Origin of the sequence: Pollutibacter soli (assembly GCA_029269725.1) — a bacterium.
Lineage (GTDB): Bacteria > Bacteroidota > Bacteroidia > Chitinophagales > Chitinophagaceae > Pollutibacter > Pollutibacter soli.
In genome coordinates, this window is the sequence record JARJHS010000003.1 from 626875 (window position 1) to 644610 (window position 17736).

The window sequence follows — 17736 nt, forward strand, 5'->3', positions numbered from 1 at the left end:
AATTGCCTGAAAAGGAGGGCAAATTTACTACACAAAGGACTGATAAATTGCATCTATTTTCCGGCTCACGTCACCTATATCAAACCTGGATTTAAGCGTCCTTGAAGCGTTTTTGCTCAGTTCATCGCGGAGATTCGCGTCAGCAATCAGTTTTCCCAGAACGTTCTCCAGTTCCTCAATATTTCCGGGTGTAAATGTGAGGATTTCAGTGTTGTTATGCAGCGCGTCTGTTATTCCTCCCACAGGAGTGGTTACTACCGGAATGCCGTAAGCAATCGCATCTACAATTGCCATCGGGAAACCTTCAGCATAACTTGGCAGACAAAAAATTGAGGCCTGGCCAAATAAGGCATCTTTTTTCTCTCCGCTGATCCAGCCAGGGAATTCGACCGCCTCCTGAATTTTCAGCGATTGCGCCAAACGTTGCCCGCGCTGGATGTCGCCGTTGCCGGCAATGACCAGCTTCCAATCCGGATGTTTTTTTACTATCCGGGAAAAGGCCTGGATAAGGTCCGTATAGCCTTTCCGTGGGATCAGTGTGCCGGCAAAAAGTATATAGCGGCCGCGGCTTTCACTCATCTTATCAACGAGTTCAGTATTTTTTGTACTTGGGTTATATACCAGCGATAATGAAACTTCCTGTACACGATCACGGATCATTTTCTCCCATGATTCTGAAATGGCAATAACACGATGTGCACGTTTGAAAACAAAAACATAAAGTGGCGCCAGCCAGCCATGAATAGTTACTTCAGGAGAAGCAGCATGAAAATGAATAATGATAATTTTTCGCGCGAGATATGCAGGAAAGAAAAAAAAGCATTTCCTGATAAAGGACACGGGATGGCTCAGATGAATATGCACGATCTTTGCAGACGGCAGATACCAGAATAGCCTGAACAAGCCTGAAACAAAGTAATACAAACTTAAAAGGCGGCTTTTATCACTATGGGTTGGGATCCAGCGACAATGCCAGTTTTTCCAGAATTCAGATTTCGCATGCGCATTTACTACTGCAGAAATTCCTCCCCTTGTGTTTCTGCTGGTAGCAACTACCAGAACAGTCTTTTTGTTCATGAAGTACAAAATTTTTTATAGGTTACTTACATATAAAAATTTACCCACGACATAAGGATGTCATAGTCCGTATTCAAAGCGTAGTCAGGCATCGCATGATTATTCAACCCACTAACAGCAAAAACACGTCAAGCCGAAATAGTATTTGTAAGGATGGCGGGAAGGTCTGGCCTTTCGGTCAGTGCTTTTACTAAAATTTTTCAGAGGTAATAATGCAAACTAAGAAATGAATATACTTGCCAGAACTTTCAAGGTTCCGGTTAAGTTAGTTAATAATTTCAAATATGTAATCAGCTGTTACAATTTCTTAATGAAAAAATTCATTTGGATGTTTGCGATCTGCTGGATTAACTTTGCGCCAGTTCTTTAACCGAATCTTATCCAGAAAGGCAGAGGGTGATGGCCCGATGAAGCCTTGACAACCTGTCCGCCGCGGCGGATAAGGTGCCAATTCCATCCGCCTGCGGCGGACAGATAAGTCAGATAAAAGCTTATATGACATTCTTCATAGAGCCCTTCTGACTGGAAGGGTTTTTTCATTTATGCCCGCTCATCTTTCCGGATAAATGCTCAATTCCAATGTATCCTTACCAGGTTCATCGGAATAAAAAGTATTAATTAAAAAAATTCATGACCGGTAATCCAGTAATCGGAAATTGTTAAAATCAGAAGGAAAGAAGGGAAAGTCTACTATATTCGTAGGCTTTCTGAGAGAATACTGAAAACAGAATACAGAATACAGGGAACAATACTTCTTCCTGTATCCAGTATTCCGTATCCCGTATCCTCCTCTTTCCTTCCCTTAAAACTGTCATATTTCCCGATCTGTTTTACATCTTATCAACATAAAAAACGATAACAATGAGCAATCTCAGATTTGAAACACTACAGCTCCATGCCGGCCAGGAAATAGATCCTACTACAAAATCAAGAGCAGTACCTATTTATCAAACTACTTCTTACGGTTTCAACAGCGCAGAACATGCTGCAAACCTTTTCGGACTAAGAGAATTTGGTAATATCTACACGCGAATAATGAATCCGACAACGGATGTATTCGAAAAAAGAATGGCAGCATTGGAAGGCGGTGTTGCAGCGCTTGCAACAGGTTCCGGACAGGCGGCGCAGTTCCTTGCTTTAAATAATATACTCCAGGCGGGGGATAATTTCATTAGTACTTCATTCCTGTACGGCGGTACTTATAACCAGTTCAAAGTTGCATTCAAACGTTTGGGTGTAGAGGTACGTTTTGGAAACGGTGATGATGTGGAAAGTTTTGTACCGCTGATCGATAAAAATACTAAGGCGATCTACCTTGAAACCGTTGGCAATCCAAGGTTGAATATTCCCGATTTTAAAAAGTTTGTTGACCTCGCAAAAGAATACGACCTGCCATTGATCGTGGATAACACTTTTGGTTGCGGCGGATACCTGATCAAACCACTGGAACTTGGTGCAAACGTAGTGGTGAACTCTGCTACCAAATGGATCGGAGGACATGGAAACAGTATCGGCGGAGTAATTGTTGACGGCGGAAACTACAACTGGGCCAACGGAAAATTCCCGCAGTTTACAGAACCTTCTGAAGGTTATCACGGTTTGAAATTCTGGGATGTTTTCGGCTATAACAACCCGTTAGGTCTTCCGAATATTGCATTTATTATCCGTGCAAGAGTTGAGGGTCTGCGCGATTTCGGTGCTGCACTCAGTCCGTTCAATTCTTTTTTACTGTTGCAGGGACTGGAAACACTTTCACTTCGTGTTGAACGTCATTGCGAAAATGCACTCGCACTGGCTACATGGCTGGAGTCACACCCGGATGTTGAATTTGTATGGTATCCCGGCCTCAGTAGCAGTCCTTACCATGAACTGGCAAAAAAATACCTGACGAACAGATTCGGTGGTATTCTGCAGTTTGGTATCAAAGGCACAAAAGAAAAGGCAGCCAAATTTATCAACGAATTGAAACTGGCTTCACATCTTGCAAATGTGGGTGATGCAAAAACACTTGTCATTAATCCTGCTACTACTACACACGAGCAACTTTCAGAAAACGAACAGCTGGCATCCGGCGTGTTACCCAACCTGATTCGTGTAAGTGTAGGCATTGAGCATATAGAAGATATTAAAGCTGATTTCGAACAGGCATTTCAAAAAGTATCAGAATCAAAATATGCCCTTAACTGAAGTTGGGTCAGTGTTGACGCATCACATCTTCAAAACGGATGAAATGTTTTTGATGGAGTCGGGAAAAACAATTCCCGGCTTCCATCTTCATTATTCCACCATTGGAAAACTGAATGAAACCCGTGACAATGTAATCTGGATCTTTCATGCATTAACGGCCAACAGCAATCCTGTAGAATGGTGGCCGGGTATGATTGGCAAGGGATTATTGTTTGATCCGGAACATCATTTTATTATTTGTGTAAATATGCCTGGAAGCTGCTATGGCAGTACCGGACCGCTGGATCTTGATCCTGAAACAGGTGAACCCTGGTACAGGCAGTTTCCTTTCTTCACACCGCGCGATATGGCAAGAGCCTATCGCCCTCTAAAGGATGAATTAGGCATCCGAAAAATTTACCTGGGCATCGGTGGATCAATGGGTGGGCAGCAGTTGATCGAATGGGCAATTGAAGAACCGCAGCTTTTTGAATTCATTGTGCCCATTGCTACAAATGCCTTTCATTCTTCATGGGGACGTGCATTCAATGCATCACAACGTCTTTGCATCGAGAATGATCCCACATGGCATAAGAACAATGCCAATGCAGGCCTGGAAGGAATGAAGGTTGCGCGTTCCCTTGCGCTGATCAGCTATCGTCACTACAGCGCCTATGAGGTTACCCAGGAGGACGCGCCTGAACTTCTTGAAAATTTCAGAAGCGAATCCTATCAGCGTTACCAGGGTGAAAAACTCGCGAAAAGATTCAATGCCTTCAGCTATTATTTTCTGAGCAAAGGAATGGATTCGCATCATGTGGGCAGAGGACGGGGTGGTGCAATAGCTGCATTAAAAACGATCATGGCTAAAACCCTGGTGATCGGAATTGAAACTGACATATTATTCCCGGTGAGTGAACAGGCGTTTCTTGCTGAGCACATTCCCGTAGCGCAATTGCATGTCATCAGTTCATTTTATGGGCATGATGGTTTTTTACTTGAATACGATAAGATTACATCGGTGATCCGGGCATATACCGGTATCGCTGAAAAACGATAAATGAAAAATGGATACACATAAAAAACTGACGATCGGGCTTTTTGGATTTGGTGTTGTGGGGGAAGGTTTGTATAAAGTTTTGTTGCAGACTCCTTCACTAAAAGCAACCATTAAGAAAGTATGTATCAAAGATGCAGGCAAAAAAAGAGAAGCGCCCGCCTCTTTGTTTACTACAGACAAATGGGAATTACTGAATGATCCCGAAATTAACGTGATCGTTGAAGTGATCAATGAAACCGATGCTGCACTGGAGATCGTTACAACTGCTTTAAAAAACGGAAAGGATGTTGTAAGCGCAAGCAAAAAAATGCTTGCTGAAAATCTTGAATTGCTTTTGCATTTACAGAAGGAGACAGGTCGGTCGCTCCTGTACGAAGCAGCAGCCTGCGCTTCTATTCCTGTGATCAGGAACCTGGAAGAATACTACGATAACGATCTTTTACATTCCCTTCGTGGTATCGTCAACGGCTCAACGAATTTTATCCTTACCAAAATGTTCGAGGAAAACCTGGGCTTCAAAGAGGCACTGTTACTCGCGCAACAGCTGGGTTTTGCGGAATCAGATCCAAAACTGGATGTGGAGGGTATTGACGCGGTGAATAAAATGTCACTGCTGCTGATGCATGCTTATGGCATTCTGAAACATCCGTCGCAGATCGCGTTTACCGGCATTCAGCAGATCAACGCGTCTGATGCCGCCGTTGCGAAAGAAAAAAGATTTGATATTAAACTGGTGGCACAAGCAAAAAAACTACTGAACGGAAAAGTAGCCGGATTTGTAATGCCGCAGTTTGTTCGCCAGGATGGCCACCTTTCTTTTGTAAAGAATGAATACAATGGCGTTGTTCTTGAAAGCTCTTTTGCAGACAAACAATTCTTCTACGGAAAAGGAGCCGGAAGTTTTCCTACTGCATCAGCGGTACTCAGTGATCTGTCTGCTTTGCGATATCAATATCAGTACGAGTACAAGAAAAGATTTCATCACCAGGCTGCTGAACTCAGCAACGACTTTTATGTACGTGCTTATATCAGTTTTGATGACTGGAGTTATATCCCACGCGATAAATTTATGGCCATTGAAGAATGGCATGCAGAAGCTGAACGAAAGTATCTTGTAGGAATTGTTCATTTCTCGGAACTCCGCGAAAACAGCTGGTGGAAAGAAAATAATACTTCCCTGATTTTATACCCTGAAGCAATTATTGAGGATCTGGAAGTGAGGAAGATTAAAAAGTTGAGTCTGGAACTGGCGGGGCTGATTTAGTTGTCAGCTTGCCTGCCGGAAGGCAGGTTCTCGGGAGCAGCCGGTTCGTTGTTGACCGTTGTTCGTTTTTCGTTGATGAAATTGATAAGTCGTTGCAAATAGCAGCGACTTTTTTTATACAAGAAAAGGGAAAATGGTTTTACTTAATAATGATTGTTCCTATTCATTTCAAACTTCTATTATTGCTTCTCTTTGCCGGTAAGACCGGGGTTCTACGGATGCTCTGAGATAAAACTTTAAGCAACCTTCGCGTCTTCGAGGCTGTGAGTTGATTTCGGGTAAGTTATTAATACGAGCCGCTTTTTACTTCTGCTTAACTAAACATTCACATTTCATTTTGATATTAATCCTGCAGGTTCCTGAGTTCAAACGCATTTTTCAATATTTTTGAAACGATGCTTTATTTCAACCCTTCACACCGCGTTTCGCACAAAGCGATCCTGGTACTTTTTTACCTGCAGTTCTTTGCTGTGCAATGGGCACTGAGATACACTTTTCCGCCAGAACAAAACCGGCATGAAGTATTAGTTTCCGCATCCCAAAAAAAAGCAGGTTTTTCTCTTGCAGATGATAAAGAAGATCAGCTGCCTTCCAATCTCCGGCTAAACAAAAGATATTTTCCGATAAGCTGGATGGCAGTGTCATCACCTGCTGTGCCCGCACCGATCTACTATTTCGCCGACACACACCAGTGCGCGGATCCGCAAATAATTTTCATTTCCGCATTCAGGCCGACCACGAGCCAGCGAGGTCCGCCCATTTCCTGATATCTTTTCCTTTTTCTGAAATATCAAGCATGTTGCCTCCCGGCCAACGTCAGCTTTTCTGTGTTCCGAAAACTTCTTAGCGCATGATTTCGAGGTATTCTATTGTACCGGTCTGCCTGCTTTACTTGTTATGCAGCGGAACCCAATGTTATTCACAGCAACCCTTGCCCATACGTGAGCTGATCGCGCGGGTGAATTCGCACGCACCAAAACTCGCTTCCGATTCTGCAGCCATCGCCATTGTGCAGGCGAGGGAAGCCGCCGCAAAACTGAACCGGCTGCCTTCATTGAAAATGAACCTGCAGATGAACCTGGGCACCAATAATAATATGCCGGGTGGATTTTTCTCCAACGGCATCGTGCCGGGTAACTCACGGGTAAGGGAATCCGGAAATTCGGGTACTGCTCTCGGCGACCTGGGTGTTATTGCCTTCGACTGGCCGGTGTACAATTTCGGCGGCTATCAATCTGAACTGAAAGTGGCACACTCTGACGTTGCGGTTGAGCGTGCCCGTTATGTACAGAACCGCTACGATCTGCAGGCATTTGTCACCGAAGGATATTTACAGTTGATCCGCCTGAATCAATTGCTGAACATTCAATCCCGCAATATTGAAAGAAACAGCCAGATCAGGAGATCGATACAGGCACTCGCTGCCAGTGGAATTATCGCCGGTGTGGACACGAGTATCGCAGAAGCACAACTAAGTAAAGCCAGGCTGGAGTTTCTCGAACTCACCAACCAGGTGAAACAGGTTCAGATCAGCCTTTCTGCCCTCAGTGGTATAGACCCCGATGATATTATTCCTGACAGTCTGTTAGTAGATCAGCTCACGGAGTTTTATAGCCAGTCCGGATTGCAGGCAACCGACAGTATTACCCATCCTGCAGTAGAACTTTACCGGACAATTTATCGCAACAGCATCGACCGTGAAAGCATGGTGAAGAAAAGTTACCTGCCGACGGTTGCATTGCAATCGGCCGTATGGGGCCGCGGATCCAGCATCAGTCCCGCAGATGAATTCAGACCGCTATATACCGGATTTGGTTTTGAACGCGGCAACTACCTCGTTGGCATTGGGATCACTTATAATCTCTTCGATGAAAAAAGAAAACGCTACGAGCTCAATACACAACGTGCATTTACTGCATTTACTGTAAAGCAGATTGCGGAACAGCAAAACCTGGTGGAACTGAATATCCGTCAATCGGATGCGGAACTCACGATTGCCCGCGACCGGCTTGCAGAAATTCCTCATCAGCTGGAAGCTGCAGAAGCTGCTTACCGTCAGAAGTTTTCATTGTACAGGAATGGACTGACGAATATCGTTGAACTGAATGCAGCACTGTATATGTTGTATAACGCCGAAACGGATCAGATCAATGTTGGCTATGGCTACTGGGTGGCGATCCTGAAAAAGATTTTTAATGAGAACAGGCTCGATGAATTTTTTAACCGTACAAACTGATTCAGGAAATGTCATTGATTGCTTCTGCACTAAAAAAACCCATCACGCTTGTCGTGATCATCATCAGCCTGATGGCATTTTCAATAGTGACGGTATTGAGAATCCCGGTGGATATTTTTCCCCGGCTGAACCTGCCCACCATATATGTGATAGAATCTTATGGAGGCATGTCCGCCCAGCAGATGGAAGGATTTTTCTCCACGCGTTTACAGGATCAGTTCCTGTATGTAAATGGTGTGAAGAATATCACGGCAAAGAACATCCAGGGACTGACGATGTTACGATTGGATTTTTATGAGAATACAGATATGGCTGAAGCTTCAGCGCAGGTTGCATTGCAGGTAAATCGTGCCATGAAATTTTTTCCTCCGGGTGCATTGCCACCGCAGGTGGTTCGTTTCGATGCATCTTCTCTGCCGGTAGGTCAGCTGGTGATAACTGGTAAATCAAAAAGCCTGAAAGAAATTTATGACCTGGCGGCTACGCGTGTACGTCCGGCTTTTGCTTCTGTGCCCGGGCTCTCTGCCCCACCACCTTTTGGAGCAAATTCAAGAGCGATAACGGTGAATGTTGATCCCTCCAGGCTTAGAAGTTATAACCTTACGCCGGATGATGTAGTGAGTTCACTCGCTAAGTTCAATGTAATGTCGCCCTCCGGTAACCTGCGCCTCGATAAAACCATGTACACTACTACCATCAACACTTTGATCCGGGATGTCGAATCATTTTCAGACATCCCCATTGAATCACGTAATGGTGTGCCGGTACTGATCCGTGATGTCGCGCGTGTTGCCGACGCAGCAGATATCACCGTGGATTATGCACTGATTAATGGCAAGCGGTCCATTTATATTCCGGTCGTAAAAACAGCAGACGCATCCACATGGGAAGTGGTAAAACAATTGAAAGCAAAACTGCCGGAAATGCAAAGCCTGTTGCCGGATGGTGTGAATCTCTCTTATGAATTCGATCAGTCTGTTTTTGTAATTAATGCTGTCGAAAGTCTGGTTACTGAAGGTTTGCTGGGAGCTCTTCTTACAGGCCTGATGGTATTATTATTCCTGCGAGATCTGCGTAGCAGCCTGATTGTGGTGATTACTATCCCTGTGTCCATTATGATCGGTGTATTGCTGCTGGGCATGTTCGGACAAACGATCAATATTATGACCTTAAGCGGCCTGGCGCTGGCTATCGGGATCTTAGTCGACCAGGCGACGGTTACAATTGAGAATATTCACCAGCACCTGGAAATGGGCAAGGGAAAGCGGGTAGCCATATACGATGCCTGCAAGGAAGTGGCGTTCCCGCTTCTGTTGATCCTCTTGTGCATACTTGCTGTGTTTGCGCCTTCATTCATGATGAATGGCGTTCCGAAGGCCATGTTTCTGCCCCTGTCACTATCTATCGGTCTTACAATGATCGTTTCTTATTTCGCGGCACTTACGCTTGTACCCGTATTGAGCAACTGGATGATCTCAGAAAAAAAATACCGTTACAAACACGGCCAGGTGCATGCGCATGCAGGCCAGGCATTGGATGCTGCTGAACTGCAACAGGTAGAGGATCATTTACAGCATGAAAGAGATGATCCGGCTGAGAATGATTTTTTTGAAAATGTCAAGTTGCGATTCATTCGCATACTTGAACGTTTGCAAAAAGGAAAATACTGGCTGATCCCTTTGTACTTCGTTGTATCCATTGGCATTGCAGCCTTGGCATTTTTGAGTATCGGCAAGGATATGATGCCGAAAATCAACAATGGCCAGTTCCAGCTGAGAATAAAAGAACCCGATGGAACGCGCCTGGAACGTACGGAAGAGCGGGTGCGGCAGGTATTGCAGGTCATTGATACCACAGTGAATCATCATGTAGCCATCAGTTCAGCTTATGTCGGTTTGATTCCGAGCAGTTATGGTACCAGCAATCTTTACATTTTCAATACCGGAACGCATGAAGCGATTCTGCAGGTGAATCTGGACAGGGAGTACCGTGTGAATATGGATGACCTGAAGGAAACATTGAGAAAAAATATCCTGAGCCGTTTCCCGGAACTGCGCATCAGTTTTGAACCGATCGATCTGACTGAAAAGATCATGAGCCAGGGAGCAGCGACACCTATCGAATTGCGCGTTGCAGGAAAAGACATGAACGAGATTTCAGCCTATGCAGGCAAGCTGGTGAGCCGGTTAAAGAAGATTTCTTTTCTCAGGGATGTACAGATTGCACAACCGCTGGAATTCCCGGTGGTGGATATCCGCATTGATCGTATTAAAGCTGCGCAACTCGGGTTGAATGTGCAGGATATCGCGCGTTCGGTTACCGCCAGTACTTCTTCCAGTCGTTTCACCGAAAAAAATCAGTGGCTTGATGAAGAGAAAGCTTATACCTACCAGGTGCAGGTACAGATCCCGGAATATGTAATGAATACGATGGATGAACTCCGCGAGATCCCGTTGGTGAAAGGGCGGCTGAGTCCGGTGCTGGGAGAAATTGCGGAGTTCAGCGTTCGGCATGTTCCCGGCGAATATGATCGTTCCGGTCCGCGGCGCTTCCTCACAGTGAGTGCTAATATTCATCAGAAAGATCTGGAGTCTGCTACAACTGCAGTAAAAAAAGTGATGGAGAAAATGGAAAAGCCACCACGGGGAATGCTAACCGAAGTTAAAGGAATGTCGGGGCTGCTGGTGGAAACATTTTCCAGTTTACAGACAGGTCTTGTGTTCGCCATACTGGTGATGCTTGCATTGCTGGCGGCTAACTATCAGTCGCTGCGGCTGGCATTGACTATTCTTTCCACCATACCTGCCGTAATTGCCGGATCGCTGGTGATGTTACTGATCACGGGTTCCACCCTGAACCTTCAATCGTATATGGGGATGATCATGTCCACAGGTGTATCGGTTGCGAATGCTATTCTGATAGTCACCAATGCAGAGAGTTTACGATTGAGTTACCGGGACGCGGCGAAGGCTTCGGTGATCAGTGCTTCCATTCGCCTGCGGCCGATCCTCATGACGAGTTTTGCGATGATCGCAGGCATGGTACCGATGGCACTGGGAATGGGTGAAGCCGGAGAACAGTCTGCTCCCCTGGGCCGTGCGGTTATTGGCGGGCTGGCAGCATCCACCGTTACCGCGTTGTTCATACTGCCACATGTATTTGCATGGCTGCAGAAAAAAGCAGGTTACACTTCTGTTTCGTTGATGCCTTCACGTTATGATAAAGAGCCTGAAAATATTCAACCTTAATGTTATTGATTATGGCACGCAATATTGTTTATCTGTTTGTTTTGATCTCTGCTTCGGTTGCCTGTCATGAAAGGGCAAAACCTGTTGACATGAATGCAGGCAGCGGTACCGCCCGGAGTATCTACGAAACCGGCCATGTAGAGGAAAAGCCGATGTCAGGGTACATCAAACTTCCAGGTCAGCTGAAGCCGTTTGAAGAGGTGAATATTTATGCGAAGGCCAATGGCTTCATCAATGAAGTGCTGACGGACAGAGGATCGGCAGTAAGAAAAGGACAGGTGCTGGTTACACTGGATGCGCCCGAACTTCGTTCGCAGCTGCAATCCGCCGTATCCAAGTTTGTACAGGCGCAGGAAAATGCGGCTGCGAGCAAAGAAAAATTCCGCAGGTTGCGCGAAGCTGCCAAAGAAGAAGGTGCAGTGGCGCCGCTGGACCTGGATATTGCTTCGTCAAGAATGAAAGCGGATGAGGCGATCGTGATGTCAGAAAAATCGAATGTTGAATCGATGACGAATATTGAAAATTATCTTACGATCAAGGCGCCGTTCAATGGGGTGATCGTTCAGCGGAATGTGTCTGCGGGCGCGCTGGTAGGTCCGGGAAGTAAATCGAATGATCAGCCGATGCTGGTACTGCAATACCTCGACAAGCTTCGCCTGGAAGTTTATATACCGGAAGCCTATGTTGATAAAGTAGATCTCAAAAGTCCGGTTCGATTTGTCTTCAATGCAAACCCAGGCAAAGAATATCAGGCCAGCATCAGTCGCTCTGCAAATACGCTGACACAGATGCGTTCCGAAGCGATTGAAATAGACATTCAGAATAATGATCAGCAGTTGAAACCTGGCATGTATGCAGAAGTGAAAGTGCCTCTGCTATCGGAATCGAAATCATTATCTATTCCCGACAACGCCATTGTACGCTCTACAGAGCGACAGTATGTAATTGCTATCCGCGAAGGGAAAGCCGTGTTTGTAAATATTATTGAGGGATTAAAAGCGAATGATTCCACAGAAGTATTCGGAGATCTCCGTGGAGGCGACGAAATTCTTTTACATGCTACTGACGAAATCAGGGAGGGGACGGTCATCAGGTAGCTATGACCTACACCAGGTTTTATCAGTAAGCCCAGAATAAAAAGCCTGCTTTCTAGAATCCGATACTATTCCCGCCATCAACAGGCAAATTAACGCCCGTTACAAATTTCGCAGCATCGCTTGCGAGATATACTGCCGCATACCCGATATCTTCGGGTTTGCCCATAACGCCCATCGGGGTTCTGTCGATTGCGCGGAATTTTCGCTGAGGATCTGCATCGAGTGCTTTCTTCGTCATTTCAGATTCAATAAAACCAGGCGCGATAGCGTTTACACGAATTCCGAGCGGAGCAAGGTCGCTGGCCAACGTTCGTGTAAGACCAACAACAGCAGTTTTCGAAGAAGCATAGCCCGCTACTAACGGTAACCCGTATATAGCGGCCATAGAAGATATATTGATGATGGAACCTGATCCCTGTTTCTGCATTACTTTTCCTACTTCACGACACATCGCAAACAGACCATTAAGATTGGTTTGAACGATTCGTGCAAACTCCTCGTCAGTAACTTCCAAAGGTTGCTTTTTCATGTTGATACCAGCATTATTCACGAGTACATCAATCTTTCCTCCTTCTGCAACTCCTGCCACCAACCCCGGTAACGAAGGCAGATCAGCGATGTCACCTGTGACATATGTTGCGTTTGAACCCAACTCTTCAACCGCTGATTTTAATACATCTTCTCTCCTCCCGGTAATTATCACTTCAGCTCCTGCTTCCACCATTGCTTTTGCGATGCCTAATCCAAGCCCGGTTCCGCCACCAGTAATCAATGCACGCTTTCCTTTTAATGAGAATATATCTGCCATGTTAAATTTATTGATAGGCTTCATCCAGCTGTTGCTGTAAATATTTAAATGCTACAGGTAACTCGGTTTTCATATCCTTCCAAGGACATTCCATAGACAATACACCCGTAAATCCAATTGACCTTAGTGCTTTCAGATAGGGCCTGAAATCTTCACCAAACTTGCCGGGGTATCCACGCTCTTTGTTTTCTGCAATATGACAATGGATAATGTACTCACGGGCATCAATAATCGAAGAAGCGGGTTCATTCTCCCGGAGCATATGATAAATATCGGCAGTTAATTTGAAATTCGGGTGATTAATCAGCCTGGCAATTTCAAGACCTTCCGCAACAGAATTGATAAAATTACATTCCCCTTTATTCAGATTCTCCATAGCAATCGGAATTCTATATTTCGCGGCTACTTCCGCCATCTTCCTCACGATGATTACGAACTGCTTTTTTGCTGTATCCCGGTCGAATCCTTCCGGAATCTGTCGCGCTGCTCCACTACCCAACACAACTACTTTTAGTCCTGCGGTTGCTGCCCTGCGCATGACCGTATCGACATAACCAAGAACAGCGGCTTCATTGATTACCGGCCCCACCAATTTAAGATGTCCGGGCAGAAATGAATTGGCTGCAATCACTTTACATTTTGCCGCTTTTATTTGTTTCAGCTTTATCGCAAATGCCGAATCCGATACATTAATCGGAGAGAAACTACGTGATACAGCCTCTTCTACAAACCGGAACCCGGTCCTGTACAATATACTATCGTTGGCAATATCAGTATTGATGCTCAGGTGCGCTTTGGGCTGACTGAAACCAATGGTCGTGGTAAGGATACAAACGAAAAATGCAATAAACAGCTTCAACAACAGCGATGGGTTTTTACATGCAGATTAGTACATAAATACTTTTCCTCCGGCAATAACGTCCTGCTTCTGCTCATCAAAATACACTTTCTGCCCTGTTCGTACTGCTGCATTGGTCATTATACTTGCAATGGCATGCGCATATCCGGCTTCGATCGGCGCATTCGGCTGCTGCCTGCTGCGTACGCATTCCATCCAGTTACGCATATGTGCTGAAGTCAGTGAGTCTCCACCAGTGTTTGCTGAAGTCACCACCTTTTCATCTGCCACCTCCAGCGACATTTCGGGAAGCAGGTTCGGTTGCATTTGCATTGCATCAGCGAATCTTTTCGTAAGACCGCCCTTTGGAGTTACTTTGTTGGTGTTGAGATTCATTTCACCACCGTTGGAATAATATATCTCAGCTGGGTTTTCATCACCGTTGTGCATCCGTGAAGCGAACGTAACCTGGAATCCATTAGCAGGATCGTTTTCAGGACCATAATCAAATACAGCGGTCATCGTGTCCCAGTTTCTTCTTCCATCTTTCCACATATAAATTCCGCCATTAGCTACAACACTGCGTGGATGTCTGAGGCCGGTGAACCAGTGTACAGTATCTATCTGGTGACACATCCATTGCCCTGGCATGCCAGAGGAGTATGGCCAGAACAACCGGAACTCCAGGTATTTCCTCGGATCCCATGCCTCGTGCGGCCTGTTCATCAGCCATCTTTTCCAGTCGGTGTCCTTTTCAAGAATTTTTGCAACATCGCCCGGGCGACGCCAGCGGCCCGGCTGATTTACATTCCATGTAAGCTCCACCATAGTGATAGCTCCGAACTTTCCTGCCTTCACATATTCAGCCGCAGCTTTATAATTGGCCCCGCTTCTTCTCTGCGAACCGACCTGAACGATCTTCTTTGTTTCCTTCACTGCTTTTAATGCCGCTCGATTGTCAGCCATAGTTTCTGCAAATGGCTTTTCTACATAAACATCTTTCCCTGCTTTTACCGCTTCGATACAATGCAAAGCATGCTGGAAATCTGCAGTGCTGATGATTACCGCGTCCAGGTTTTTCAGATCGTATAAAGCATCATTATTCACGCATGCTGTAATATCATGATCAAATTTCTGCCTGAGCGCAGCCTGAGCATCTTCCCGACGAAGACGCCATATATCTGAGACAGCGATGATATCAAAATTCTGGTCTTTATAATGATTCAGAAAGCTAGGCAGCAGAGAACTCCTGAACCTGTCAGAATACCCTACAACGCCCACGCCTACACGATCATTTGCACCAAGGATACGAGCATAGGATTTCGGACTGAAGGCCAGTGAACCTAAGTATGTTGCGGCGGTTGCCTTTACAGCCTGACCAATAAATTTCCTGCGGGAAGCCATGTTTTAAAATTAGAAGTGAGAAATAATTGATGCAAGTTCATAGTTCATTGTTCATAGTTTTGAACAGCCAGTTGATCGTTTTTCATTGATCGTTTTTCGTTGGACATCCATTTTCAGATTCAGTTCACAGTAGTTGCCGGCTGTTCCCTACTCACTACTTACTACTCACTACTTACTACATTTTCCTTATCTTAATATTCCTGTACTCCACCTTATCCCCATGGTCCTGCAACAATATTCTTCCTTTAGGTGCCATTCCGAAATCTTTCCATTGGGCATATTTACTTCTTGCCACCAACGCATAATACATTTGAGTTCCACGCTGGTATTCAACTACCTTATATCCATTAAGATAATGCTCGATTCTGTTGTCAGGATACACCCTGATCATTCCACGATTCCACTCGCCGATTTTTCTTAACGCCTGTGAAGGTTTCAGTGATGGAATAAGATCGTAAAGCGATGCAATAGTTCTGTTGGCGGCGCTTCCCATTTTTGCATCCGGATGTCTCTCATCATCCAGTACCTGGTATTCGAGCCCTATAGCAGAACCTTTATTTCCTTCAGATTCGGTAACAAAATATTTTACACCACTGTTTGCACCTTCTGTCAACCGGAAATCAAACTGTAATTCAAAGGCACCGTATTCGTCTTCGGTAACAATATCTCCACCATGTGCAGATTCAGCTCCATCTGTTTTCTGAACAGATAATACACCATCATTGATCTGCCAGCCCTTTTCAGGGAAACCGGTTTTATAGGCGCCTCTCCAGCCTTTGGTTGTTTTTCCGTCCCACAGCAATGTAACGCCGTTTTCTTTTTCTTCCTTCGTCAATTGGTTTGGTAAAAATCCAGCGATAAAAATTCCAGCGGGGGCCGCTGGTGTTAATGATCCTGTGCGAATGCGGATATTACGCCACATAATTTTCTTGCCCGGTTGCTCATCTTTTCCGATAGAATGAACCTGCAAAGCGATAAATCCTTTTGGTGTACGGTCATCAACAATCTCGGCAGTGGGAATATTATTCACCCACGTGCGGATGCGATTGCCAATGCATTCAATACGGTAATTGTTCCAATCGCTTTTTCGAAAAGCGGTTTTCCCTTTGGGATTATATTCCATGGTATATAACCAGCCCCGCCGCGCTTCGTCATAAATTCCGCCGCTCCATGCACGTGCAGAAGGATCTACTTCCATCTGGTAGCCATGTACTCGACCATTATTATAATCGGCTTTGCTTTCACTTCGAAACTGAATACCGGAATTCATTGTCGTATCCACTTTCAGTTCAAGCTCAAGCACAAAATCACCATAGTCTTTCTGTGTCGCCAGGAAGGAATTCGGCTCACCGGACACAGTAGTGCCGATGATCATGCCGTCTTTTACTTCGTAAGAGGCTTTCCCGTTCAGCTGTTTCCAGCCGTCAAGATTTTTTCCATTGAACAAAGGTTCCCAGGCCTGACCAGATTGTGCTGAAACCGAAACAAATGAATAAAGGGGAATGAGGAAGAGTAAAATTTTCATAAAGCAATTCGCTTGTAAATGCCGACCGTATTATGCAGGGCAATATATTAAAAAATCAGGAGAAGGGTGGGACTCAACCACATTTCTAATCGGTATTAAAATGCCATACTCCTGCAATCAGGCTTTAATGGGTCAGGTTTGCAATGTATAACATCATAAGTTGCAAACGCCTGGTAACCGACAGAATTTTAAAAATGCCCGGTATAAACGAAAACTTCAAAGACTGTTAAATAAGCCTTTTTTGCAAGGCACAGCTATTGCAACATAGATTGGGTGGCAGTATCTTTGCGGGGCCGTTTCAGAGCGGTATTTGTAACCAAAAAGGAATTCAAAAGCTATGAAAAAATTAGTATGTGTTATTTGTATGTTGATTTGTCTGGCCATTGCGTCACAGGCCCAGGATGGAGGATCTTATAAGAATGCTATTGGTGGCCGGTTCAGCACCGGTTACTGGGATGCAATTTCTGCTTCCTACAAAACATTTCTCAACGCCCAGGGCGCTATTGAACTGAACCTGGGATTCAGGCCTTATACCGGTAATCGTGATTGGGTGAACGTATCTTTTTCTGCTGCTTACCAGCACCATTTTCCGATCGGTAAAATAGAAGGGTTTCGCTGGTTTATTGGTGGAGGAATCAGCGCTTTTAACAGCTTTTCATCCAACAGCGACTATGCAGGATTCGGATTGGGAATTTTTCCTACCGGGGGCGTCGATTATAAATTTCCGGAAATTCCATTGAACGTAAGTGCTGATCTGAGACCTACCCTGTTGCTTGTAGATCCTTTGGAGGGTGTTTATAAAGATTACTATCAGCAATTCTATTTTGGGAATCTTGGGTTTTCTGTGAGGTATACGTTCTGATTTCAACTTTGATAACTGGCGGGTATACACTAAAACCCAACAAAGTAAATAATTAAAGAGGCTGTCTCAAAAGTAAAATGAGGCAGCTTTTTTTATTTTCAGTTTTGGATATAGGTTTATACACAATTGAGCTGTATAAAAAGGAGGTTAG

The 17736-nt window shown here is 45.0% G+C and carries 13 protein-coding genes and 1 riboswitch; of the genes, 8 read left to right on the forward strand and 5 right to left on the reverse strand.

From position 1 onward, the window contains the following. Positions 1 to 27: 27 nt before the first annotated feature. Positions 28 to 1077 carry a glycosyltransferase family 4 protein gene (locus tag P2W82_RS10960; protein ID WP_336515924.1) on the reverse strand — a complete coding sequence of 350 codons (1050 nt, stop codon included), beginning with the start codon at positions 1075 to 1077 and terminating at the stop codon, positions 28 to 30. A gap of 374 nt (positions 1078 to 1451) precedes the next feature. Beyond that, a riboswitch (SAM riboswitch) is annotated at positions 1452 to 1558 on the forward strand. Positions 1559 to 1938: 380 nt separating this feature from the next. Here P2W82_RS10960 and P2W82_RS10965 point away from each other — a divergent pair. The 7 genes from P2W82_RS10965 to P2W82_RS10995 all read left to right on the forward strand — a co-directional run bounded on the left by P2W82_RS10965 (position 1939) and on the right by P2W82_RS10995 (position 12148). Then, complete coding sequence (locus tag P2W82_RS10965; protein ID WP_336515925.1) at positions 1939 to 3264, forward strand: O-acetylhomoserine aminocarboxypropyltransferase/cysteine synthase family protein; 1326 nt, start codon at positions 1939 to 1941, stop codon at positions 3262 to 3264. Beyond that, the gene (locus P2W82_RS10970; protein WP_336515926.1) at positions 3251 to 4303 is read left to right on the forward strand and encodes a homoserine O-acetyltransferase family protein; all 1053 of its coding nucleotides are present in this window, start codon (positions 3251 to 3253) and stop codon (positions 4301 to 4303) included. Before P2W82_RS10965 ends, P2W82_RS10970 begins: the two co-directional genes overlap by 14 nt. Positions 4304 to 4310: 7 nt before the next feature. After that, positions 4311 to 5567 (forward strand): homoserine dehydrogenase, encoded by a 1257-nt coding sequence (locus tag P2W82_RS10975; protein WP_336515927.1) that lies wholly within the window; start codon positions 4311 to 4313, stop codon positions 5565 to 5567. 395 nt (positions 5568 to 5962) lie between these two features. Continuing rightward, positions 5963 to 6334, forward strand: coding sequence for a hypothetical protein (locus P2W82_RS10980; RefSeq protein ID WP_336515928.1), 372 nt, complete (start codon positions 5963 to 5965; stop codon positions 6332 to 6334). Between the two features lie 83 nt (positions 6335 to 6417). Next, the gene (locus tag P2W82_RS10985; RefSeq protein WP_336515929.1) at positions 6418 to 7803 is read left to right on the forward strand and encodes a TolC family protein; all 1386 of its coding nucleotides are present in this window, start codon (positions 6418 to 6420) and stop codon (positions 7801 to 7803) included. An 8-nt stretch (positions 7804 to 7811) separates the two neighbouring features. Next, positions 7812 to 11051: an efflux RND transporter permease subunit gene (locus P2W82_RS10990; RefSeq protein WP_336515930.1), complete on the forward strand. Its 3240-nt coding sequence runs from the start codon at positions 7812 to 7814 to the stop codon at positions 11049 to 11051. 11 nt (positions 11052 to 11062) lie between these two features. Next, on the forward strand, positions 11063 to 12148 hold the full coding sequence (locus P2W82_RS10995) for an efflux RND transporter periplasmic adaptor subunit (RefSeq protein ID WP_336515931.1): 1086 nt from the start codon (positions 11063 to 11065) through the stop codon (positions 12146 to 12148). 52 nt (positions 12149 to 12200) lie between these two features. On the opposite strand, the gene P2W82_RS11000 is transcribed toward P2W82_RS10995, so the two are convergent. The 4 genes from P2W82_RS11000 to P2W82_RS11015 all read right to left on the reverse strand — a co-directional run bounded on the left by P2W82_RS11000 (position 12201) and on the right by P2W82_RS11015 (position 16723). Next, positions 12201 to 12956, reverse strand: coding sequence for an SDR family NAD(P)-dependent oxidoreductase (locus tag P2W82_RS11000; RefSeq protein WP_336515932.1), 756 nt, complete (start codon positions 12954 to 12956; stop codon positions 12201 to 12203). A gap of 7 nt (positions 12957 to 12963) precedes the next feature. Continuing rightward, positions 12964 to 13818, reverse strand: coding sequence for a sugar phosphate isomerase/epimerase family protein (locus P2W82_RS11005; RefSeq protein WP_336515933.1), 855 nt, complete (start codon positions 13816 to 13818; stop codon positions 12964 to 12966). 24 nt (positions 13819 to 13842) lie between these two features. Continuing rightward, positions 13843 to 15198, reverse strand: a complete 1356-nt coding sequence (locus tag P2W82_RS11010) for a Gfo/Idh/MocA family protein (protein ID WP_336515934.1) — start codon at positions 15196 to 15198, stop codon at positions 13843 to 13845. Positions 15199 to 15373: 175 nt separating this feature from the next. Next, a complete protein-coding gene (locus P2W82_RS11015) occupies positions 15374 to 16723 on the reverse strand; it encodes a 3-keto-disaccharide hydrolase (protein ID WP_336515935.1) in 1350 nt (449 codons plus the stop codon). Positions 16724 to 17060: 337 nt separating this feature from the next. Between P2W82_RS11015 and P2W82_RS11020 the strand changes: the two genes are divergently transcribed. Continuing rightward, entirely contained in the window at positions 17061 to 17585 is a 525-nt protein-coding gene (locus P2W82_RS11020; RefSeq protein WP_336515936.1) for a hypothetical protein, read from the forward strand. Positions 17586 to 17736: the final 151 nt, after the last annotated feature.